At 43.8% G+C, this 639-nt stretch carries 1 tRNA gene; it reads right to left on the reverse strand.

Going from position 1 to position 639, the window contains the following annotated elements:
* Positions 1-221 precede the first annotated feature (221 nt).
* Positions 222-298, reverse strand: a tRNA-Trp gene (locus Q4491_RS21465).
* Positions 299-639 lie beyond the last annotated feature (341 nt).

Raw genomic sequence — 639 nt, forward strand, 5'->3', positions numbered from 1 at the left:
ACTGGCCCTCTTTAAAATGGGCAAGCGCGAGTAATCTCATTTTCATTTGAATGGATTTTTGCTGGCTTGCCAGCTTTTTGAAGTCAATGTTATTGAGGCTATCCATAGCAATTTGACCACCTGAAAGAGAAGCCTCAATTAGATCATATTCTTACTTAGAATGGTATCACTCTGACCCTCAGAAATGACAAAGCCCCGTCAGAAGACGAGGCTTTTGTATCTGGCAGGGGATGACGGATTCGAACCGCCGACATTCGGTTTTGGAGACCGACGTTCTACCGGGCTGAACTAATCCCCTAGAATTGCTAAGTATTGTATACAGCTGAACGAGAATTACCAGTCTTAGCGACTTAAAATGACTTATCGCTTTATCAACCGCTTATAAAAACATCAGTATATTCAATGTTCCTACCTTATTTGCTGACATCTGTCCTGTTACCGTTGAAACACTGGGTACAGATTTCTAAAAACAGCCAACAATAAAGATAGCGTTATCATTACTGACAGTGCCACTGGACATGAAAAGCAAAAAGGCCACCCATAAGGTGGCCTTTTCTTAATAGGGAGCCTGGCGATGACCTACTCTCACATGGGGAGACCCCACACTACCATCGGCGCTGCTGCGTTTCACGTCTGAGT

It is taken from the genome of Photobacterium sp. 2_MG-2023, assembly GCF_030547675.1.
GTDB lineage: Bacteria > Pseudomonadota > Gammaproteobacteria > Enterobacterales > Vibrionaceae > Photobacterium > Photobacterium arenosum.